At 40.9% G+C, this 14,864-nt stretch carries 11 protein-coding genes and 1 pseudogene; 8 read left to right on the forward strand and 4 right to left on the reverse strand.

The features are described from left to right. Positions 1-143 precede the first annotated feature (143 nt). Entirely contained in the window at positions 144-485 is a 342-nt protein-coding gene (gene grxD, locus FD716_RS06625; protein ID WP_139851552.1) for a Grx4 family monothiol glutaredoxin, read from the forward strand. Positions 486-1,000: 515 nt separating this feature from the next. Here the strand turns inward: grxD and FD716_RS06630 are convergent. After that, positions 1,001-3,542 (reverse strand): annotated as a pseudogene (locus tag FD716_RS06630) (Lon protease family protein); the annotation flags it as partial. 192 nt (positions 3,543-3,734) lie between these two features. On the opposite strand from FD716_RS06630, the gene FD716_RS06635 reads away from it, so the two are divergent. The 4 genes from FD716_RS06635 (at position 3,735) to rpmE (ending at position 7,983) form a co-directional block, all read left to right on the forward strand. Further along, positions 3,735-5,960, forward strand: coding sequence for an AmpG family muropeptide MFS transporter (locus tag FD716_RS06635; RefSeq protein WP_139851554.1), 2,226 nt, complete (start codon positions 3,735-3,737; stop codon positions 5,958-5,960). 1 nt (position 5,961) lies between these two features. Then, positions 5,962-6,360, forward strand: coding sequence for a lactoylglutathione lyase (gloA, locus tag FD716_RS06640; protein ID WP_215895454.1), 399 nt, complete (start codon positions 5,962-5,964; stop codon positions 6,358-6,360). A gap of 150 nt (positions 6,361-6,510) precedes the next feature. Further along, positions 6,511-7,524, forward strand: a complete 1,014-nt coding sequence (locus FD716_RS06645) for a bile acid:sodium symporter family protein (RefSeq protein WP_139851556.1) — start codon at positions 6,511-6,513, stop codon at positions 7,522-7,524. A 231-nt stretch (positions 7,525-7,755) separates the two neighbouring features. Then, entirely contained in the window at positions 7,756-7,983 is a 228-nt protein-coding gene (gene rpmE, locus FD716_RS06650; protein WP_139851557.1) for a 50S ribosomal protein L31, read from the forward strand. Positions 7,984-8,210: 227 nt separating this feature from the next. Here the strand turns inward: rpmE and FD716_RS06655 are convergent, their stop codons facing one another. Further along, positions 8,211-9,188 (reverse strand): GlxA family transcriptional regulator, encoded by a 978-nt coding sequence (locus tag FD716_RS06655; RefSeq protein ID WP_139853631.1) that lies wholly within the window; start codon positions 9,186-9,188, stop codon positions 8,211-8,213. A 138-nt stretch (positions 9,189-9,326) separates the two neighbouring features. On the opposite strand from FD716_RS06655, the gene FD716_RS06660 reads away from it, so the two are divergent. After that, positions 9,327-10,211, forward strand: a complete 885-nt coding sequence (locus FD716_RS06660; RefSeq protein WP_139851558.1) for an MBL fold metallo-hydrolase — start codon at positions 9,327-9,329, stop codon at positions 10,209-10,211. A gap of 83 nt (positions 10,212-10,294) precedes the next feature. Then, complete coding sequence (locus FD716_RS06665) at positions 10,295-10,837, forward strand: cysteine hydrolase family protein (protein ID WP_139851559.1); 543 nt, start codon at positions 10,295-10,297, stop codon at positions 10,835-10,837. Positions 10,838-11,117: 280 nt separating this feature from the next. On the opposite strand, the gene FD716_RS06670 is transcribed toward FD716_RS06665, so the two are convergent. Both FD716_RS06670 and epmB read right to left on the reverse strand, forming a co-directional pair. After that, entirely contained in the window at positions 11,118-12,755 is a 1,638-nt protein-coding gene (locus FD716_RS06670; RefSeq protein ID WP_139851560.1) for a GTPase, read from the reverse strand. Positions 12,756-12,769: 14 nt separating this feature from the next. After that, positions 12,770-13,786 carry an EF-P beta-lysylation protein EpmB gene (gene epmB / locus FD716_RS06675; RefSeq protein ID WP_139851561.1) on the reverse strand — a complete coding sequence of 339 codons (1,017 nt, stop codon included), beginning with the start codon at positions 13,784-13,786 and terminating at the stop codon, positions 12,770-12,772. Positions 13,787-14,163: 377 nt separating this feature from the next. Between epmB and efp the strand changes: the two genes are divergently transcribed. Next, the gene (efp, locus tag FD716_RS06680) at positions 14,164-14,733 is read left to right on the forward strand and encodes an elongation factor P (protein ID WP_139851562.1); all 570 of its coding nucleotides are present in this window, start codon (positions 14,164-14,166) and stop codon (positions 14,731-14,733) included. Positions 14,734-14,864: the final 131 nt, after the last annotated feature.

A 14,864-nucleotide genomic window follows, 5' to 3' on the forward strand; every position in this document is an offset into this window, starting at 1 on the left:
AGGTTAAATGTGAAACTTTATATAAGCAAAAATGGCAGCAAATTTAAAGCCTAAAGCGAAATATAAATGGAATTATTGCTTTAGAGATACTGTTTTGATTCATTTTGGGTATAATGCAGCTTAGAATAGTTGAGGATTGATCAATGACTGAACAAGCACGTGATACTGAAGCGTTAATTCGTGACCAAATTGCTAAACATGCCGTACTGCTTTATATGAAGGGTACCCCACAGTTTCCACAATGCGGTTTTTCTGCGCGTGCGGTAGAAGCACTGAGTCAAATTGGTCGTCCTTTTGCTTATGTTAATATTTTAGAAAACCAAGATATTCGTACGATGTTACCGCAAATCGCTAATTGGCCAACTTTTCCACAATTGTGGATTAATGCTGAATTGATCGGTGGTAGCGATATTATGCTTGAGATGTTCCAAAATGGTGAACTGAAAAGCCTGATCGAACAGTATAGCCCTGCACCAGAGGCTTAAGTCTACGCACGGCGAAAACGCTAAACGAGACTGAAAAAAAACGAGCGATCATATCGCTCGTTTTTTTGTGTCTGGACATCAAGAAATAAGTATATTTATTGCTGATCGCTAGACTTTTTTCTCATGAAGGAGGGCATATGCTAAGTGTTGCGCTGCAAGCATTCCCCCCTCTTTTTTCAAAGATTAACCCGCTATGCTGCAAGGGGGGAGCTTGAGTGGTCTCACTCAGCCTGAGGTCGTTGGCGTACTTTCAACCGCAGGACTGCTGGGTTTTCTGCTCCGTTTAGGCTTGATTCCTGCTGCCGCTTTTTCGGCAGGGGTGTCGACAGCAACTGGATCTGGCACTTCACTTTTTTCAGGCGCAGGACTGCTGGGTTTTCTGCTTCGTTTAGGCTTGGCCACAATCTCAGTTTTTTCGGCAGGGATATCGACAACAACTGGATCTGACGTTTCAGTTTTTTCAGATTTCTCTGTTTTTTCTGACTTTGCCGCCTTTTCTGCTTTGGCTGCTTTCTCGGCTTTGGATTTTTTCTTCTTTTTCTTTTTCGGAACGATTTCGAGTTGTGCCCCGTCTTCGATCGCTTGCCAATATTCGAGTTGCGCCATTACCGCAGCATAGATTGAACCTTTGCAATAACGACCTTTTTTGTCGAGGTTGCCGACAGGGCGGGCCATTAAAATTTCAAGGGCTTGATCAATGGTGTTAACTGCTTGAATGTGGAACTGTCCAGCTTCGACAGCATCAATCACATCTTGACGTAGCATCAAATGTTGCATGTTTTGCCGTGGAATAATCACACCTTGCTTGGCAGTCAGTCCTTGCAATTTACAAGCATCAAAGAAGCCTTCAATTTTTGCATTGACGCCACCAATGGGCTGTACTTGACCCAATTGGTTCATTGAACCGGTTATCGCCCAAGACTGATCAATCGGCAGTTGGCTAATTGCTGAAATAAGCGCTGAAAGCTCAGCCACCGTCGCACTATCACCATCGACTTGACCATAACTTTGCTCAAAGGCAAGTGCAGCAGAGAAATGTAAGATCTGTGCGCGGCCAAAATGGGCTTTTAGGAAGCTAGACATCAACAACACGCCTTTGGCATGTAGAGAGCCACCCAGTTCGACACTGCGCTCGATATCGAGGATATCCCCACCACCTTGATAGACTGAGGCGGTCAAGCGCGAAGGCAGGCCAAATTCGACATCGGCATATTGAATGACCGAGAGTGCATTAATCTGACCAAGGCGATGACCACGGGTTTCAATCAATTGCGTACCACGCGACAGATCTTGCCAATACAGCTCACGTAAATAGCCTAAGCGATATTGGCGATGTTTAAGTGCGGTATTGATATGCTCTGCCGAAACCATTTTCTGCCCAGTCTGTGCAGCATGGTGATGTGATTCACGAATTAAATCACCTAGCGTCAATGCATGTAGGGACAATGAGCTTTGGTCTTCGGCTTGACGGCTTGAATCGGTGAGCAGGGCTGCCAATGCAGAGCGATCAAAGGGCAACAACTTATCTTGTTGCACATAATCGGCAATCAACTGCATATAGGCTTGTTCGTTGTCTTCATTGCGTTGCAAGGTATCGGTAAAATCGGCACGGATTTTAAATACACTGCCAAGCTCAGGTTCAAGCTCTAAAATTTCATAGTAAATTTCAGGTTCAGCCAACAGCACCACTTTCATTTGTAGTGGAATGGCTTCAGGCTCAATTGAAATACTGCCCGTCAAAGTCAGCATATGCTCTAAAGACGACAGTTTTAACTGACCTGATTTCAAGGCGCGTTTTAAGCCTTGCCATGCATAGGGCTGTTCCAGTAGTTGCTCTGCTTCTAAAATGAGGAAACCACCATTCGAACGGTGCAATGCTCCCGGTCGAATGAGAGTGAAATCAGTGGTGATGGTGCCATTGTGTGTGAATTGCTCGACATGACCGAGTAAATTGTAATGGGTTGGGAAGTCATCGAAGATGACCGGTGCACCCGAGTTAGCACGGTTACTGACCACCACATTACTTTGATAACGTGAAGGAACACGGTTGAAAAGGTTAGATGAATATTCTTCTTCATTTTGATCTAAGATCAACTCAACATTGTCGATAATATCATTGGCATAGTGACGTAAGTATTGCTCTAGGCCTTTGACATCTTCAAACTTGCTGAGAATCGCATCGGTACGCGGTATCACCACTTGTTTGGCGATATCACGATTTAGTTCTGAAACTTGATCACGCGCATCTTCTTCTAAATGCCCCAATTGCGAACCGAGACGTTCCAGTTTTTTATCCATGTAACGGATTTTAGAGGCAATGTCGGCACGTTCTTTGGTGGTTAAGGCATTGATTTCTTCTTGAGAAATTTCCTGTACCTTTTCATCTTTGTAATGAATTGGCACAAAGCAGTGCTCATTGTCTTGGCTAATTAATTTTAAATCGAGATCTTCACCTTCTTTGGTGAGTTCAATTAAGGCCAGTTGCTGTTCTTTGCCTGTAACCAGTCGAATGCGTTCAATGTGATTGTGATAGGTTTCGGCACTAAAGCGTCGTTCCAGTTGCTTTACGATGGTTTGCCAAGTTTGATCCAGTTGGGCTTGGAACTTATTGGCTTGACCAGCAGGAAAGCGCAGTGCGATGGGTTGGCGGGCATTTTTAAAATTATAAACATAGGCCCAGTCATCTGGCGTCGGCATATTCTTGGCATGTTGTTGTAGCAAGCGCTTGATCATGGTGCGCTTACCTAGGCCAGCAGTCCCGACTGCAAAAATATTATAGCCTGAGTAGGGCAGTGCAATACCGGCTTCAACTGAAGCGCGGGCACGGTCTTGCCCTAAAAAATTATTCAGTGGTTTTAAACGACGTGTCGAACTTGGAATCGAATCAAAAGCGGGTGTATGCGTCAGTTGAGCTGCTTTCAGTGCTGTTTGAGTTAAAGTACTGTGGATAATTGGCTGCTCAAAGACGCTTGGTAATAAATTTTCATGAATAGGCAGCGATGTTGTTATGGTGGTCGCAAGAGTATCTGAGTTAATTTGATCGTGTTTCTGGGCCACAGGTGAAATCCAAAACTAAAGTACGGTTGAAAAGTTAAAGGTATACAGGTTTAAGCAAAAAATTCAAGCAATGCATGCGGAATAATTGTGATTTCACTAGGATTGAGCGCAATCAATGCATAAAAACATTGAATCTCTGTGGATTAAAAGGTTGAATAGCACTATTTAATTTGTGACGAAAATAACAAGCCAATGACAACGCAACGTTCAAGTTGGGCATCTGCCTTTAAGGCATTTTTAGATCGCCGTGCCCTGATTATGCTCTTCCTCGGATTTTCTGCTGGGGTACCGATTCTACTTATATTTTCGAGCCTATCTTTGTGGCTTGGCGAGGCAGGCATTGATAAAAGTGCGGTGACATTTTTTAGTTGGGCAGCGCTTGGCTATTCTTTTAAGTTTATTTGGGCACCACTGGTGGATGAGTTGCCTGTGCCATATTTAACGAAAAAATTAGGTCGTCGTCGAGCATGGCTATTCATTGCACAGTGCATGATTATCTGCGCGATTTGTATTATGGCATTTACCAATCCAGCCTTAAAACAACCGATTAATTATATTTTAAGTTTTGCTGGCCTACATATTCCAATTCATATAGAAAATTGGTCTATTGTGCAAATGGCGATGGGTGCCGTATTGCTTGGTTTCTCCGGTGCAACCCAAGATATTGTGATTGATGCTTATCGTATTGAGTTGGCCGAAACTGAAATGCAGACGATTTTGGCATCAACCTATAATGCGGGTTACCGTATTGGCATGATCACTGCGGGCGCGGGTGCCTTATTTCTGGCGGCGTATTTAGGAACGGCCAAAGGCAACTATATTTACGAAGCGTGGCAATATACTTATTTAGCGATGGCTGGGGTCATGCTGGTGGGAATTATCACCACATTGTCTATTCGTGAACCACAAGTTGATCGCATTTATAAAGAATATAAACGCACAGATTATTATCGCCTGATTCTGGTGTTTATCTCAGCGCTACTGAGCTTTATTATTTATTATGTTTATTCTGCAGATCTATTTGATGCCATTCAGGCAAGTTTAAATATCAAGGACAGCTTCTTAAAGTTTATCTTTGAAGCCATTCGTTTTATCAGTGCTGGTGCATTGGCTGTTCTCGTTGCTTTTCTTCTGGTGAAAAAAGGTGTTGTAAATCAGCAGATGGCCTATGAAACTTGGGTTAGCCCTATTGCGGATTTCTTTAAACGCTATGGCGCCAAGCTTGCATTGGTTTTACTCTTATTAATTGGTTTCTATCGCATTTCCGATATTATCGCGGGTGTGATTTCAAATGTGTTCTATCAAGATTTAAACTTTAGCAAAGAACAAATCGCTGAAGCCGTTAAAGTTTATGGGGTCGTTTTTACCTTGATGGGCGGCTTTTTGGGTGGGTTGTTGGCGCAACGCATGAACATTATGAAGCTGATGTTTGTCGGTGCAATTTTGGCCAGCTCCACCAACTTAATTTTTATTGGATTGGTTAAGTCAGGACAACCCTTGTCTGACGTACAGGTTCAAATTGGCTCAAAAACCTATCAGGTTGCACCAGATGAGGTTGGGTATTTTAAACTGAATGTGGATCGCGAGGTGCTCTTACAGTCCAATCAAGTTGAGGTGACAACACAGTTTAAAGATGATAGTGCTTCTAAATTTAGTACGGTCTTGCCCTATTTAAAGCAAAGCAGACAGGCACAGATTTTACTGTTGCCAATCACACCCAATCAGCAGCTTTCTACTGCTGATTTAAAACAAAGTGTGGTGGTGAAGGGGCAGTTGAATGGTGTTGATTTAGCAAAAATAAATAAAGATCAAAGTATTGAGTTTGTGCTTGATCAGAAAAAATATCCTGCAAAAGTAGATGACCAAGGTGGCTTTAGTGCTGCAATTAATGGTGAGGCTTTAGCCAAAGCCAAACATAAGCAATTAACTTTGAGTGTTACTGATCCTGTTTTAAAGGGTGCTGCAGAAAAATTGGCGTTAAATTATCAAGTCACCAATCAAACCCAGCAGGATAAAATCTCGATTGATGTACAGCCACTGACCGCTGTTGCTTTCGATGCCGCAGGGCCTGTAGAAATTCAAGGTAAAGTGATTAAAGCTTACAGCTCACTTTGGCTGTATTTTGCGATTATTCTAGACAATTTGGCTTCTGGTTTTGCGGGTGCTGCATTTATTGCATTTTTGTCGAGTCTGACCAGTGTGTCATTTACTGCGGTACAATATGCGATTTTCAGTTCATTAATGACACTGACACCTAAGATTTTGGGCGGATATTCGGGAACAATTGTGACGAATATTGGCTATCCGAAGTTCTTTTTTATGACCACTTTGATTGGTATTCCAATTTTGATTTTAGTGGTTTGGGTAGCACGATTGTTAAAAGCACATTCAAATACGACATCAACGAGAGGTGAATAATATGCGTATGCTGCATACCATGTTGCGTGTAGGCAACTTAGAACAGTCTTTGGCGTTCTATACTGAGGTGCTTGGTATGACCTTACTTCGTAAAAATGATTATCCTGAAGGGCGTTTTACCTTGGCTTTTGTGGGCTATGGCGAAGAACAGAACCATACCGTTCTAGAGCTTACCCATAACTGGGACACCAGCAGCTATGAGCTTGGGAATGCCTATGGACATATCGCGATTGGGGTTGATGATGCCTATGCTGCCTGTGAAGAAATTAAGGCGCGCGGTGGTAAAGTGGTTCGTGAAGCAGGGCCAATGAAGGCTGGCGTGACAGTGATTGCTTTCGTTGAAGATCCGGATGGTTATAAGGTTGAACTGATTCAACAAGACCAAAATGCACGCAAGTAATTGATTTAATGAAGTGTGTAGTAAATAAATATTGAACATTTTGTTCAAGAAATAGCTTTATCTATCAAGCTTAGTAAGATACAAGTTTATCAAACGATAAAAATATCTTGCTAAGCTTTTTTATCGCTATAACAAATACAGGATGTAATCATGTTAAAACTCTTAGCGCTCGATCGTTTTACCATCTCACTGTTTATTATGGTGGCTTTGGCAACATTCTTGCCAGTACATGGTCAAGCCGCGAGTATTTTTTCGGTTGTGACCAATATTGCGATCGCAATACTGTTCTTTTTACATGGGGCGAAGCTATCGCGTCAGGCGATTGTAGAGGGGGTTTTACACTGGAAATTGCATACCTTGGTTTTTGCAATTACCTTTGCACTCTTTCCATTGTTAGGCCTGTTGGCGAAGCCGATTCTTGAGCCGATGTTAGGACAGCAATTGTATTGGGGCTTTCTGTTTATGTGCTTTTTGCCATCAACCGTGCAGTCTTCAATTGCCTTTACCTCAGTTGCGCGTGGTAATGTCGCAGCAGCAGTATGTAGTGCTTCCTTTTCCAACTTAGTCGGTATGTTTATTACCCCAGTCTTGGTTAGTTTCTTTATCTTTGGTCAGTCAAAACATAATTATGATCCGACTTCATCAATTATTGAAATTACCTTATTGCTGTTGGTGCCATTTATTGCAGGTCAAGTACTGCGCCCATACGTTTTTCCATTGATGCAGAAAGCTCCAAGCATTGTACGAAACTTTGATCAGGGCACAATTTTATTGGTGGTATATGGTGCTTTTAGTGGTGCTGTTGTCGCTGGTTTATGGCATCAAGTCAGTGGGCTGACTTTGCTGTATTTGACTATTGCATGTTCAGTTCTACTCACCATTATCATGCTATTGTCGCTGTATATACCCAAATGGTGTGGCTTCAATAAAGCTGATCAAATCACGGTGTTTTTCTGTGGTTCAAAGAAAACCTTGGCCAGTGGCGTACCGATGGCACAAATTTTATTTGCAGGCCAACCTTTGGGCATGATCGTGCTACCGATTATGATTTTCCACCAAATTCAACTGATGGTGTGCGGTATTATTGCCAATCACTGGGCGCGTCAGCAGGAGCAAGCAGAAGAGCAACTTGCACAACAGCCCGAAGATTCGGTGAAGTATTAACTCGCATTCACGATTTAGTTGGCGTATAATCTTGCCCACTTGTTGTGCTTTGCCCTGACACGAATGTCTCGGTGGGCCAAGAGAAATGGTCTGTTGTGGTGTTGATCTGCTGATTCTATGAACATGTTCTTTGAGTTGGCGTTCCTTGACTTGAATAAGTGTTACTTAAAGAGTCGAGAGTGATCAATTGCGATGACAGCTGAACCTTTCTTCATTAGGAGTTAATCGACCATGCGCGCCGATATTCACCCAAAATACGAAACACTTGTTGCAACTTGTTCATGTGGTAACGTGATTGAAACCCGTTCTGCAATTGGTAAAGAAACCATTTACCTAGACGTATGTTCTGCATGCCACCCATTCTATACTGGTAAACAAAAGAATGTGGACACTGGCGGTCGTATCGACAAGTTCAAACAACGTTTTGCTGGTATGTCACGTTCTATCAAACGCGACTAATCCACAGCGTAAAAAGAAACGGGCATTTGCCCGTTTTTTTGTGCCTGCGTATTTTGTCTTTGTGCATTTGTTCGAAGGTTTGCTTGTAATTCCTATATTGAATTTCACTTACTGAAGCATCAATCATGGTGCAATTGAAACATAATCATGGTCTAACGCGCGCTTTTATTGGTGAGAATATAGATACTTTAAGTGGAGTTCTCACTGTTATTTTCGCATAACACCTTTTATGTTAGGTGGGGTTGATTATCGTCATTTTTGATCCCAAAAGATTTTCTCCATGCTTGAGGGCTTGTGCCATATTTTTCACGAAAATTTTTTCTAAATGACACGGTATTATTAAAACCTGAAAGCTCGGTTATCTTTTCGATAGACAAGTTTGTCATTTCTAAGAGTTCGCAGCTTAATCTAATTCTTTCAGTATTCAGCCAATCGACTAACGTCATACCTGTAGCTTTCTTAAAATGCCGTGTGAACGTTCTACGTGTCATATATGTCCGTTTAGCTAGGCCTTCAATCGTATGTTGTATAGCTAAATTTTTTCTTAAAAAATCAAGTAACAGATTAATTTGTGCATCTTGGCTCGATTCTGCTACTGGCTGTTCAATAAATTGAGCTTGTCCACCTTCACGATGAGGTGGTATGACCATTACTCTAGAAACTTTATTCGCAATTTTTGCATTATAGATTTCACGTACCAAGTACAGACAGCAGTCTAACGCTGCGCCTGTTCCAGCAGAGGTGACAATTCTTTGATCTTCTACATACAGGGCATCACGATCAAGCTGAACCTGTGGAAATCGCTCACTGAAATCTTGTTCAGCCATCCAGTGCGTAGCTGCTTTTTTATGGTCAAGTAAACCAGCATATGCCAATGCATAAGTTCCATAGCATAACCCTACGATTCTAATTTTAGTCTGATATGCCCAATTTAGAGAATCAATAAGTACTTGTTCAGGCTTGTGATTAAAATCATCCCATCCCGGAATAATAATGAGATCCGACTCTTTAATAAGTTCGATTCCAGCATCAGGGATAATCAGTATAGATTGTTCTGTTTTTACGGGTTGGCCATCTATAGAAAAAATTTTAAGGTCAAATAAAGGTTTATCTTCAATTTTAATATTGAAGATAATGTGGGGAATAGAGAAGTGAAATGGATTTATATTTGGATAAACGAACAATCCAATCACTGGTATTGGTATAGCCATTTAACCTACCTCTCTAAAATAATGAATATAGCATGTTGTCCCAATAGTTTCGATGATTGTCCTTAAGGACAATTTTTTTGTTTGATGATTTCTCTCATGATTCAAGTATGACTAAATGATTGGATCTGGAACATGAATAAAATTTTAAGTAGCTCCGTTATTGCACTCTCTCTAGTAATGGTTTCAGTCAATTTATATGCGAATGATAAGATGGTTCAGCGAGATACCTCTAAAGTTACGCATATACAAGAAATTCGCAATGCAACGATTAAAGTAACCTATGCTGATACGACCTTTTTAATTGATCCAATGTTTGCGAAAAAAGGGTCCTATGAGGGTTTTCCAGATACTCATCGTAGCTATTTACGTAATCCATTAGTCGATTTACCCGTCAAGCCTGAAATGATTTTAGAAGATGTAGATGCGGTGATCGTGACCCATACACATTTAGATCATTGGGATGATGCAGCACAAACCGCTATTCCGAAAAATATACCTTTGTTTGTCCAAAATAAAGAAGACCAAAAAGTCATCCAATTACAAGGTTTTAAAGATGTTCGTGTATTAACACAAACAACGTTTGAAGGCATTAAACTGACTAAAATTGGTGGTCAACACGGGACTGATGCCATGTATCGTATTCCTAAACTCAAAGCTGGATTAGGTGAAGCAATGGGTGTGGTATTTGAAGCTGATGGTCATGAAACGGTTTATGTGGCTGGTGATACCATTTGGCATCCTGAAGTTGATCAAGCAATTCAATCATTTAAACCAGATGTGATTGTATTAAATACAGGTAACGCTTTGGTTAATGGCTTTAAAGAATCTATTATTATGGGAAGAGAAGATACACATCGCGCAACTCAGAAAGCACCAAATGCTAAAGTGGTTGCTGTCCACATGGATGCAATTAACCATATGTCAGTAACACGTGTTCAGCTTGCAGAATATGTAAAAGACACTGGGATCCAAGATAAAGTCCTGATTCCAGCTGATGGTGAAACCCTTTCATTTTAAGTAGCTTAAAGAAGTGGAATTCTTCCATTTCTTTAAAACATAAGCCAGAACAAAGCAAATATTAGTTAAATAAAGGAAAAGATATGTCAAAATCAGTTTTATTAGTTATCGACTTACAAAATGAATATCTACCTACAGGTAAATTACCATTGGTAAATATTGAACAAGCTGCTGTTAACGCAGTAAAAGTAATTGCTAAGGCTCGTCAAGAAGGTACTCAGGTGATTCATGTCCAGCATATTGCGAATGCTGAATCTCCTATATTTGAACCTAACTCAAACGGTATTGAATTTCAGGAGATAGTTAAGCCACAAGCAGATGAAACTGTGGTTATTAAAAAAAATATCAACGCGTTTTTAAACACTACTCTCAAAGAAATTTTAGATACCAATAAAGTGACTGAGCTCGTCGTGATCGGTGCTATGAGCCATATGTGTGTTGATGCTGCTGTTCGTGCTGCTTCTGATTTTGGTTATAAGGTAAAAGTGATTCATGATGCTTGTGCAACGCTAGGCTTAGAATTTAATGGCGTCAAAGTACCTGCTGGCCATGTACATGCAACATTAATGGCCGCTTTTGAATTTGCATATGCTCAAGTTATATCAACTGAAGATTATGTTCGCTAAAGATTAAGATTATCTGAAAATAACATAATGCGCGTTATGCGAAATCATGCTTTTATTAAAATATAAATCAATATCTTAAATACTTTATGGAAACCCTAATCACAAGACTAGGGTTTTTAACATCATTTAGATTGTTCTACGATTAATCCTTGAGCAAAGTTTCACACGACTCATTTGGTCAGTGTGAAAATAGCTAGGCTGATCGCAGATGAACAACACCTGTTGTGTTGTCTTTGGGCTCACTCGTTACTTTATCCGCGTTTGGTTCAGTTTAAAGTTGTTAGTGTTGCAACAAATTAAGCAGGGAACGGTATTGTTCAGGATCGCTTAAAGCAAAATTAAATTGCAGTACACTTTCAGTGATCAGTAATTTTTTAGTGAGCTGAATTTCGAAGTATTGATCCGCCAGATTTAAAATGAGTGGCGCCTCTGCATTAAATTCTGCAAGGTTTGGAAGGATCAAAGAAAAATTACTGCGACCAAAGGATGGCTGAAATAAAATTAAACTGGGGATACTCTGTGCAGACTGCTTCGTTGCTTGGTTCGCAAATTGAAGATAGCAGGCTTGTAATTGTGTGGCCAGAACCTCCACGCCAAAGGCATAGCTGTTCATTACATACTTCTTTTCCCAACGAATTACACCCGCTTTCCAATGTTGATCTGTTTGTTCTTTAAGTAGAATAAACTCACCTGTATTGAGCAATTTTGGTCGTTCATTGGGAAAATGAATACGATAACCCTGTGCACTGATATCCAGCACATTGGTGATATGAACTTGAATGGTTTCACGATCGAGGGTGGGGAGTAACAGTGTTGGCTGCTCAGGTGTATGTTTTGCTTGGGTTAAATGATAGTGTGCCGCCTGCACACTAAAACAGATTTCAAGCTGTGCTGAATGTTCAAAACGTTGATGTCGACGTTCAGCATGGTTGGTGCCTAAGATATTTTGAATATGAAATTGCAACGCTGGGGTTAAGTATTGCGTTTCAATCTTGGACATGGAATTTGAATTATATTGAATGGTGTTGTTGATATGCTCAAGTAAATCTTGGGTGCAGAGAAAAAGATTGGCATTCGAATCGCGTGGTCTTTTCTGTTTATAAATGGGGGGGCTGTCTAGATTGGTGTCAATGCTATAGCGTGAAGACAAGGTTTCTTCTTGAGTAACTTGCACAAGATTGACCCATTCACCGGTGCAATGAAATAACGCTTCGGTTTCAACTGGACGAACTTGATAGGTATATAAAATATTGAGAAGTAAGGCTTGTGCATAAACATGGCGTATATGTTGTAGTGAGTAATTACTGCCTTGTAATTGATTTATATTGACCAGTTGCTCACCATTTTTACAGGCGAGTTGATACAACATATGGGTGCTGAGCCATTGATCAACTAAGCAATGATCATAGTTTTTTTGCTGTAGAACCAACAGTCGGGAAAACAGTCGTAACGCATAAAAGCTGGAAAGCTGACGAACATTTTTTAAACTACGCTTTAATGTAAATTTAAAAAATGCTCCCTTTAAGTCAGTGAGTTGTTGATGGCTACGATAGACCATATCCATATAGAGATGAATGAAACGGATACGAATACGCAGGCAGAGTTCAATCAGCTGGTTTTTACGATCCGAATACGGTGCACTCAATTGCAGGGCATGATTGACCAAGATGATCAGTACATGTTCGATAAACGGATGTAAAACTTGAATTAAATCGTAGCGCAAAGTTTCATTGCATTTGAGCTCAGTCAATTCATTGAGCGCATTTAACAAGGCTTCGGCAGTATCTCCCAGTTTGTGCAAAGACAAAGTACCCATCCACACGGTTAGTGCTTTGACCGATGTATCACAAAAACTTAATGATGTTCGGTTTAATACTGTTGGCGTGTGAAACGATGCAGGAAGATCTTTGTTAGCCATGGTTTAATGACGCTCTAAAAAGTATTTGTGCCATAAAGTGGGGTTTTGTTGTTTTCACCCGCAATTTCTCTCACCAATTTAGGCACCAAATAGCCCGGTAAACTTGCGAGAAGTTCTTGATAGATTAGATCAATTTTCTCTGGCTGCATATCAAAATGATGTGCGCCCTGTACCTTATCCAGTACATGTAAATAATATGGCATGACTTGAGCTTGAAACAGGCGTTGACTCAGATCAACTAGGCATGCTGCGGAGTCATTGACTTTATTGAGTATAACGGCCTGATTGAAAACCCAAATCTGTTGGGCAGCCACGCGTTTTAACTGGGCACAGGTAAAATCATCTAATTCATTGGCGTGATTGGCGTGTACCACCAAGACGATTTGAAATTTTCGATTTGCAAGCAGTTGCAGAAACTCATCATCAATACGATGTGGAATCACAATGGGTACCCGAGAGTGGATGCGCAGGGTTTTAATTTGTGGAAGGGATTCTAAGCGCTCAAACCACAATGCTAACTTTCGATTTGACAAGGTCAGCGGATCACCACCACTTAAGATCACTTCATTGATTTCAGGGTGGTCTAGGAGGTACTGCTGCATGGCGAGCCAATCATTCTCCTTTGGCAAGTTGGCCTGATAGGGAAAATGACGACGGAAACAATAACGACAATGCACCGCACAAGCCCCAGTTAAGGTCAGTAAAAAGCGCGATTTATATTTATGCAGTACGCCAGGCAATTGATTGGCAGCTTCTTCACCGAGAGGATCTGTGACATAGCCCGCATGTTGTTCAAGTTCTAAATGATGTGGCAGGACTTGTAGCAGTAGGGGGTCGAGTGGATCACCGACACGCATTTTATCGACGAAGGCTCGTGGCACACGCAACTTAAATTGTGAACTGGCTAAGATTGCCCCAGACAGTAACTGTGCTGGAGAAAGTTGCAGAATATTGAGGAGTTCAGCAGGGTCAGTGATGAGATCACTCATTTGCGCTTGCCAATTTTGCGTTTTAAATAAATAGTTGGTCATGCCACAGATAAAACAGTAAAGATGAACGGTGGATTATAGACAATTCATCACCGAATTGCTTGACCACCACAGCCGAGAAGCCAGCAGATCGGACTTTCTGGCTTTAGTCTGATCAACTACAACGTAATAATGCATCCAAGTGAATTAAAATGATTCATCTTGGCTAAGAATAGCGCTAAAATTACCAAAATTTTTTGCGGCTAACGGCGGTGATCTTCATTTTGCCGTTGCTTCATGATGTATTGCTCATTTAGAATACTGCCTATCACGTTCCGTTTTGCGCGGATACAATTTTTTTACTGTGGCGACCCTGTTGATGAGGTTGCGCAGTTCATTGAATTTATTGATTTAAATTTTAAAGATGGAGTGTGCCATTCATGGCTTATTATTCTACAAATGACTTTAAGCAAGGCCTAAAGATCATGCTTGATGGCAACCCATGTTCAATCATGGAAAACGAATACGTAAAACCGGGTAAGGGCCAAGCCTTTAACCGCGTAAAATTACGTAATCTTCGCAGCGGTAAAGTATTAGAAAAAACCTTCAAATCAGGCGAGTCTTTAGAAGGCGCTGACATTGTTGAAGTAGAAATGAACTACTTATACAACGATGGCGAACTATGGAACTTTATGGATCCAGTAAGCTTTGAACAAATTGCAGCTGATAAAATTGCAATGGGTGATGCAGCTAAATGGTTGAAAGATGATTCGAACGAACTTTGCAACGTGATGTTGTTCAATGGCGTTCCATTAAACGTCAATGCACCTAACTTTGTGGTATTGAAAGTTGTTGAAACTGACCCAGGTCTACGTGGTGATACTTCTGGTAGTGGTGGTAAGCCAGCGAAGCTTGAAACAGGTGCTGTGGTACGTGTTCCATTATTCGTTCAGCAAGAAGAAAATGTGCGTGTTGATACCCGTACTGGCGATTATTTAGAACGTGCATAACTGTTATTAAATCGACTATGATCGAAGGGGATGATGAAAATCATCCCCTTTTTTCATTCTAAAGTCTAAGAGGAAATTTGTTTTACAGGGAATAGAGTAATTAACCAAGTATGTCATTCAGGCATGTATTG

The sequence above is a fragment of the Acinetobacter pullicarnis genome (assembly GCF_006352475.1).
GTDB classification, from domain to species: domain Bacteria; phylum Pseudomonadota; class Gammaproteobacteria; order Pseudomonadales; family Moraxellaceae; genus Acinetobacter; species Acinetobacter pullicarnis.

Bases quoted from the DNA above. Each gene is read 5' to 3' on its own strand.
- grxD (WP_139851552.1), top strand. From the start codon at position 144: ATGACTGAACAAGCACGTGATACTGAAGCGTTAATTCGTGACCAAATT.
- FD716_RS06635 (WP_139851554.1), top strand. From the start codon at position 3,735: ATGACAACGCAACGTTCAAGTTGGGCATCTGCCTTTAAGGCATTTTTA.
- gloA (WP_215895454.1), top strand. From the start codon at position 5,962: ATGCGTATGCTGCATACCATGTTGCGTGTAGGCAACTTAGAACAGTCT.
- FD716_RS06645 (WP_139851556.1), top strand. From the start codon at position 6,511: ATGTTAAAACTCTTAGCGCTCGATCGTTTTACCATCTCACTGTTTATT.
- rpmE (WP_139851557.1), top strand. From the start codon at position 7,756: ATGCGCGCCGATATTCACCCAAAATACGAAACACTTGTTGCAACTTGT.
- FD716_RS06660 (WP_139851558.1), top strand. From the start codon at position 9,327: ATGAATAAAATTTTAAGTAGCTCCGTTATTGCACTCTCTCTAGTAATG.
- FD716_RS06665 (WP_139851559.1), top strand. From the start codon at position 10,295: ATGTCAAAATCAGTTTTATTAGTTATCGACTTACAAAATGAATATCTA.
- FD716_RS06670 (WP_139851560.1), bottom strand. From the start codon at position 12,755: ATGGCTAACAAAGATCTTCCTGCATCGTTTCACACGCCAACAGTATTA.
- epmB (WP_139851561.1), bottom strand. From the start codon at position 13,786: ATGACCAACTATTTATTTAAAACGCAAAATTGGCAAGCGCAAATGAGT.
- efp (WP_139851562.1), top strand. From the start codon at position 14,164: ATGGCTTATTATTCTACAAATGACTTTAAGCAAGGCCTAAAGATCATG.